Genomic DNA, 6923 nt, shown 5'->3' with positions numbered 1-6923 from the left:
CTTGTAGGTGGCGCCCTCGGCCAGCCGGGACAGCTTCATCACCTGCGACTCGCGCAGCTCCACCGGCCCGACCCGCACGTTGCGGCCCTGCATCGAGACCTCGCCCACGCCCAGCGCCCGCATGGCCGCACGGAACCGGGCGACGGCGAGCAGGTTGAGCACCGGGTCGGGCGCGGGGCCGTAGCGGTCGGTGAGCTCGTCGAGCACGGCCTGCGCCTGGTCGTCGTCCTGGACGGAGGCGACCTTGCGGTAGGCCTCCATCCGCAGCCGCTCGCCGGGCACGTAGTCGTGCGGCAGGTGCGCGTCGACGGGCAGGTCGACCCGGACGTCGGCCGGCTCGACCGCCGGGGACTCCCCGGTGGCCTGGGCGCGGTAGTCGCTGACCGCCTCGCCCACCAGCCGCACGTAGAGGTCGAAGCCGACCCCGGCGATGTGGCCGGACTGCTCGCCGCCCAGCAGGTTGCCCGAGCCGCGGATCTCCAGGTCCTTCATCGCCACCGCCATGCCCGCACCGAGGTCGGTGTTGTTGGCGATGGTGGTCAGCCGGTCGACCGAGGTCTCGGTCAGCGGCCGCGTCGGGTCGTAGGTGAAGTAGGCGTAGGCCCGCTCCCGGCCACGGCCGACCCGGCCACGGATCTGGTGCAGCTGGGAGAGGCCGAACATGTCGGCCCGGTCGACGATCAGGGTGTTGGCGTTGGGGATGTCCAGGCCCGACTCCACGATGGTCGTGGCGATCAGGACGTCGTACTCCTTCTCCCAGAAGCCGACCATGATCTTCTCGAGCTCGTGCTCCTTCATCTGCCCGTGGCCCACGGCGATGCGGGCCTCGGGCACCAGGTTCCGGATCTTGGCCGCGGCCTTGTCGATCGACTGCACCCGGTTGTGGATGACGAACACCTGGCCGTCGCGCAGCAGCTCGCGGCGGATGGCGGCGGCCATCTGCTTGTCCTCCCAGGCACCGACGTAGGTCAGCACCGGGTGCCGCTCCTCCGGCGGGGTGAGGATCGTCGACATCTCGCGGATGCCGGTGAGGCTCATCTCCAGGGTGCGCGGGATCGGGGTGGCCGACATCGACAGGACGTCGACCGCCGTCCGCATGGTCTTCAGGTACTCCTTGTGCTCGACGCCGAAGCGCTGCTCCTCGTCGACGATGACCAGCCCGAGGTCCTTGAACCGGGTGGTCGGCTGCAGCAGCCGGTGCGTGCCGACCAGGATGTCGACCTCGCCGTCGGCCAGCTTGCGCAGCGTCTCGTTGGACTCCGTCGTCGACTGGAAGCGCGACAGCACCGCGACGGTGACCGGGAACTGGGCCATCCGCTCGGAGAAGGTCTTGAAGTGCTGGTTGGCCAGCAGCGTCGTCGGCACGAGGACGGCGACCTGCTTGCCGTCCTGCACCGCCTTGAACGCCGCCCGGATGGCGATCTCGGTCTTGCCGTAGCCGACGTCGCCGCAGATGATCCGGTCCATCGGCACGGGCTGGCGCATGTCGGCCTTGACCTCGTCGATGGCGGCCAGCTGGTCGGGCGTCTCGGTGAACGGGAAGGCGTCCTCGAGCTCGCGCTGCCACACGGTGTCCGGGCCGAAGGCGTGGCCCTTGCTGGCCATGCGGGCGGAGTAGAGCCGGATCAGCTCCGCGGCGATCTGCTTGACCGCCTTGCGGGCCGAGGCCTTCGTCTTCTGCCAGTCGGCGCCGCCGAGCTTGGACAGCGACGGGGCCTCACCGCCCACGTAGCGGGTCAGCTGGTCCAGGGCGTCGGTCGGCACGAAGAGCCGGTCCGGCGGCTGGTTCCGCTTGCCCGGGGCGTACTCGACGATCAGGTAGTCGCGCTGGCCGCCGTGCACGGTGCGGCTGACCATCTCCACGTACCGGCCGATGCCGTGCTGCTCGTGCACCACCAGGTCACCGGGCTGCAGCTGCACCAGGTCCACGGCGTTGCGCCGGCGGGCCGGCATCTTGGTGGCGTCCTTCATCGAGGTGCCGCGCTGGCCGGTGAGGTCGCCCTCGGTCAACAGCGCCAGCCCGACCGCGGGGAAGGCGAAGCCGGCCTCCAGGTTGCCCTGGGTCACGAACGGCGCCCCGGCGGTCGGGACCTCCTCGATGCCCGGGACGAGCCGGGCGCCCAGGTCGGCCTCGGTGAGCTGGTCGGCGGCGCGCTGGGCGGGGCCGGGGCCGGCGAAGGTCAGCGCCACCCGCCAGCCGTCGCGGCCCCACATCCGCAGCGCCTCGAAGGCGCGCGCCTGGTCGCCGTGGAAGCGCTCGACGCCGGTGGCGTCCAGGGTCACGTGCTGGTCGTCGTCGTCCGGGGAGAGCGTGAAGGTGCCGGTGGTCCACCACGGCAGGCCACGGGCGCGGGCGGCGTCCTCGACGTCGCCGAGGTCCTGGAAGGAGGAGGCGCCCAGGTCGATCGGGGCCTGGCCGGCCTCGGCGGCGGTCTGCCAGGAGGCGGCGAGGAACTCCTCGGCGGTGCGCACCAGGTCCGCGGCGCGGCTGCGCACCCGCTCGGGGTCGCAGACCAGCACGTGCGTGCCGGCGGGCACCAGGTCGGTGAGCAGCTGCATCGCCTCACCGCCGATCAGCGCCGGGATGAGGGACTCCATGCCCTCGACGGCGATGCCCTCGGCCAGCTTGCCGGCGACCTCGGCGAGCTCGGGGTGGTCGACCGCCAGCTGGACGGCGCGGGCGCGCACCTCGTCGGTGAGCAGCAGCTCGCGGCACGGCGGTGCCCACAGCCGCTCCGGGCGCTCGTCGAGGGAGCGCTGGTCGGCGGCGGAGAAGTACCGCAGCTCGTCGACCTCGTCGCCCCAGAACTCCACCCGCACCGGGTGCTGCTCGGTGGGCGGGAAGACGTCGAGCAGGCCACCGCGGACGGCGAACTCGCCGCGCTTCTCCACCAGCTCGACCCGCACGTAGGCGGCGTCGGACAGCGCCTGCGCCACGTCGTCGAGCTCGGCGGACTGGCCCGGCGCCAGCTCGACCGGCACGAGGTCGCCCAGGCCCGGGGCCAGCGGCTGCAGGACGCTGCGCACCGGGGCGACCAGGACGTCGACGCCGCCGTTCGCGCCGGGGTGGGTGAGGTCGCGCAGCACGGCCAGCCGGCGGCCGACGGTGTCCGCGCGGGGGCTGAGCCGCTCGTGCGGCAGCGTCTCCCAGGCGGGGAAGACCTCGACCCGGGAGTCGGGGACGAAGCAGCGCAGCTGCGAGGCCAGTGCGTCGGCGTCCCGCTCGCCGGCGGTCACCACCAGCACCGGGACGGCGGCGCCCCCGGGACGGCGGGCCGCCAGGGCGGCGGCGACCAGCGGCTGGACCGACGGCGGCGCGGTGACCGCGAGCTGCGCCTGCCCTGCGTGCTGCACCACCGAGGCCATGCCGGGGTCGGTCAGGACGACGTCGAGCACGCCGCGCAGGCTCACGACAGTGACACTCCCGGTTCTGGGGCCGCACACGGCGCGCCGGGTGCGCGCGGGGGCCGGGTCCCAGGTTAACCCCGTGCCGGGGCCGCCGCGGACCGTCGGGAGGAGACCTCCACGACCCCGCGGGCGCTGGTGGGAGGGCCGGTCAGACGGAGACGGCGGCACCCGCGGGACGGGCGGCGTCCAGGGTGGCCAGCGCCTTGCGCAGCTGCGTGGAGGAGGTGTGCATCGTGTACGGGAAGTAGTGCACGGCCACGCCCACGGCGGCGAAGTCGGCTTCGAGCTTGTCGCCCTTGGCGGTGCCCCGCCAGTCGTCGCCCTTGAAGACCACGTCGAACTCCACCTCGCGCCAGGTGTCGATCTTGTCCGGCACGACCTCGGCGTGCACGCCGTCGACGACGCGCAGGTTGCGCACGATCTCCAGGCGCTCGGCCAGCGGCACGACCGGGAGGCGGCCCTTGGTCAGCAGCAGCATCTCGTCGGAGACGACCCCGGCGATCAGGTGGTCGCAGTGCTCGGCGGCGTGCCGGAGGATGTTCAGGTGCCCGACGTGGAAGAGGTCGTAGGCCCCTGGTGCGTAGCCGATCACGGTCATGTCGTCTCCCGGTGCGTCTGGCGCTGACGTGGTGCTGGTGGTCGATGACCACCCACGGTGACGGGACGGCGGTCCGAACCCGCCTCACCACCCCGTTCGTGAGCAAGTGAAGCCCCGCAGACGTCACGCAGCGTCATCTATCTGCGGCTGTCACCCCATCGGGCACCGCCCGGCACACCGGCGGGTGACGCCGCTCCCCCCGTCGGGTGTGGGCCCCGCGGACGGCCGGCGGGCCGGCCACCCCGCACGGGTGAGCACCCCCCGCCACTCCTGGTCGCACCCCGCCCCGGGCCCGCAGACTCGGCAGGACACCAGGGCAGGACGGCGACCGGCCGTGCGCGGAGCCGGCGGCAGGTGCGGCCGTGCCGCACGACGGGGAGCAGACACATGGAACTGAAGGACTACGTCGGCGCACTGCGGCGGCACTGGCGCGTGGGCGCCGGCACGTTGCTGGTCTGCCTGGTGCTGGCCGGCACGGTCGTGCTGGTCGCACCGCGCACCTACCAGGCCACCGCCCAGGTGTTCGTGAGCTCCTCGGCGCAGGGCACGGCCAGCCCGCAGTTCATCAGCGCGCGGGTGGAGAGCTACCCCGACGTCGCCGTCAGCGCCGCGGTGCTCGACCCGGCCGAGGACGACCTGCAGCTGGGCCTCACCGTCCAGCAGCTGCGCGGCCACCTGAGCGCGGTCAACCCCTCCGACACCTCGCAGATCAACATCACCGCGAGCTTCGCCGACGCCGAGACCGCAGCGGCGGTCGCCAACGCGGTGGCCGAGCAGTTCACCGGCGTCGTCGAGGAGCTCGAGCAGCCGGGCACGGGCACCTCCCCGGTGGCCCTGACCGTCACCAACCCCGCGACCGCCCCGGTCAGCCCGGCCACGCCGCAGGCGCTGCCGACCCTGCTGCTCGGCCTGGTCGTGGGCCTCTTCCTCGGGCTGGCGGCCTCGATCGTGCGCAGCCGGCTCGACCCGACCGTGCACGACGAGGACGGCGTCCGGCAGGCGTGGGGCCCCGACCCGGACCTGGCCGTCCTCAGCGCCCCCACCGGCCGCCGGCAGGGCGCGCTCAGCGGACGCCCCGCGGCCACGCTCGCCCGCCGGCTGGACCTGCTGGGTGACGACCGCCCCGGCTCGGTGCTGGTGCTCTCCCCGTCCCCCGCGGAGCAGGCGGCCGCCACCGCCTTCGCCGCGGACCTCGCCCGCGAGCTCGCCGCGCGCGACGTGCCCACCGTGCTCGACGACGCCGACCCGGCCGCCGTCGCGTCGGGTGCGGCACCGGTGTCGGTCTCCGTCACCGACCCGCTGGCCCCGGTCGCCGCCTGGCGCCGGGCGGCGGGGAGCTCCGTCGTCCTGGTCGTGCCCACCGGTCGGGTGGTGGCCGCGGACGTGACCGAGGTGCGCACCCTGCTCGGCGAGGTCGGCGCCACGGTGCTGGCCCTCGTGCTCACCCCGCCCGGGCCCCGGCACCGCCCGGCGCCGATCACCGGCGCCGGCACCGACCCGGCCGCTGCTGCGCCGGGCACGCCCGCCGTGGTGCCGGCCCCGCGCGCGGCGGCGGCGCCGTCGCCGTCCCCGCGGGCCACGCCCGCCCCCCGGTGACGGCGGCGCCGGTCCGGCGTCCCACCGCCCTCGCCGGAGGAGGACCGGACGCCGCGTCCGCCGCCCCCGGCCGGGCGACGGTGGCCCGCACCGTGGTGGCCCTGCTGCTGGTGGCCAGCACCGTGGGCTGGCGGCGCGGTGAGTACTTCACCGGCGCCCTGGACCCCGTCGTGGCCGGCAAGGGCCTGCTCAGCGTGCTGGCCCTGGCCGGTGCCGTGCTGCTGGCCGCGTCGGGACCGCGGCGGCGGGTGGGCACCGGCTCGGTCTGGTTCCTCGCCGTGCTGCTCAGCAGCTCGGTGCTCGGTGCCCTGACCCACGGCACGCTGCTGCCCAGCGGCCTGGTCGCCGTCCGGCTGGTCGTGGTGGCCGCGACCGTCCTGCTGCTGCTGCGCTCCTCCACCGTGCTCGAGTTCTCCCTCGCCCTGGCCCGGGCCTGCGGGGCGATCGCGCTGGTGTCGATGCTGACCGGCCTGCCCACGCTGTCCTCCGGCCGGCTGGCCGGGGGCGTGCCGCCGCTGAGCCCGAACGAGCTGGCCCTGCTCGCCGGGGTCGTCGTGGCCCACGTCGCCTGGCGCACGGTGCTCGGCGAGGTCAGCGTGCCCGGCACCCTGGCCGCCGCCGTCGCGCTCGCCGTCATCTGGGAGACCGGCTCGCGCACCGGGCTGCTCATGCTGCTCGTCGGGGTCCTCGTGACCGGCCTGCACCTGCGGCGGGCCCGCGTCGGCCTGGTCGTCAGCGGACTGCTTCTGGCCGGGCTGGGCGCGTTGGCCGTGGCCGGCACCGGCGCGGCCGCCGGTTTCGCCGAACGCGACGGCGCGGGCACCAGCACCCTGCACTCCCGGATGATCGCCTGGCGCGCCGCGACCACCTGGGCGGAGTCGGCCTGGCAGCTGGTGTTCGGCGGCGGTCTGTCGGTGAAGGAGATCGCCGTCCAGGGTCAGTTCTGGAAGACCCAGCCGCTGGACAGCAGCTGGGTGTCGGCGCTGGTGCAGGCCGGGGTGCTCGGCGTGCTGGTGACCGGCGCCTGGGCGGTGTGGGCACTGCGCGGCGCGTGGCGCGCCCCCCGCCCGCAGCGCGCGCTCTTCCTCGGCCTGCTGGTCTACCTGCTCGGGCGCAGCGTGCTGGAGAGCGGCCTGTTCGACGCCACCCCGGCGTTCCTGGCCTTCTTCGCCACCAGCCTGCTGTGCGAGGGGGCCTCACGCGACAGACTGGCCGACGACCTGCGCACCGACCCCCTGGCCGGGAGGCCGCCCGCGCCGGCGTCCGCGCCGCACGCCTGACGCCCGCCCTCCCCGACGACGGGTGGGGCCCCGCACGACCC

General features: G+C 74.8%; 4 protein-coding genes. 2 read left to right on the top strand and 2 right to left on the bottom strand.

The genetic code is table 11. The features are described 5' to 3' along the window. Positions 1-3411, bottom strand: a 3411-nt coding sequence (gene mfd / locus O2W14_RS15390; RefSeq protein ID WP_269176979.1) for a transcription-repair coupling factor, incomplete at its 3' end; no start/stop codon positions are given. 145 nt (positions 3412-3556) lie between these two features. Next, positions 3557-4006, bottom strand: a complete 450-nt coding sequence (locus O2W14_RS15385; RefSeq protein ID WP_269176978.1) for an adenylyltransferase/cytidyltransferase family protein — start codon at positions 4004-4006, stop codon at positions 3557-3559. 387 nt (positions 4007-4393) lie between these two features. Between O2W14_RS15385 and O2W14_RS15380 the strand changes: the two genes are divergently transcribed. Next, positions 4394-5602 (top strand): YveK family protein, encoded by a 1209-nt coding sequence (locus O2W14_RS15380; protein ID WP_269176977.1) that lies wholly within the window; start codon positions 4394-4396, stop codon positions 5600-5602. Continuing rightward, the gene (locus O2W14_RS15375) at positions 5599-6882 is read left to right on the top strand and encodes a hypothetical protein (RefSeq protein WP_269176976.1); all 1284 of its coding nucleotides are present in this window, start codon (positions 5599-5601) and stop codon (positions 6880-6882) included. The genes O2W14_RS15380 and O2W14_RS15375 overlap by 4 nt, the downstream gene beginning before the upstream one ends. Positions 6883-6923: the final 41 nt, after the last annotated feature.

It is taken from the genome of Modestobacter sp. VKM Ac-2986, from assembly GCF_026967795.1.
Taxonomy (GTDB): Bacteria; Actinomycetota; Actinomycetes; order Mycobacteriales; family Geodermatophilaceae; genus Modestobacter.
The sequence above is the reverse complement of the archived record's forward strand: the minus strand, read 5'-3'. Positions and strand labels throughout refer to the sequence as shown.

Coding starts and splice junctions, on each gene's coding strand:
- O2W14_RS15380 (WP_269176977.1), top strand. CDS start 4,394: ATGGAACTGAAGGACTACGTCGGCGCACTGCGGCGGCACTGGCGCGTG.
- O2W14_RS15385 (WP_269176978.1), bottom strand. CDS start 4,006: ATGACCGTGATCGGCTACGCACCAGGGGCCTACGACCTCTTCCACGTC.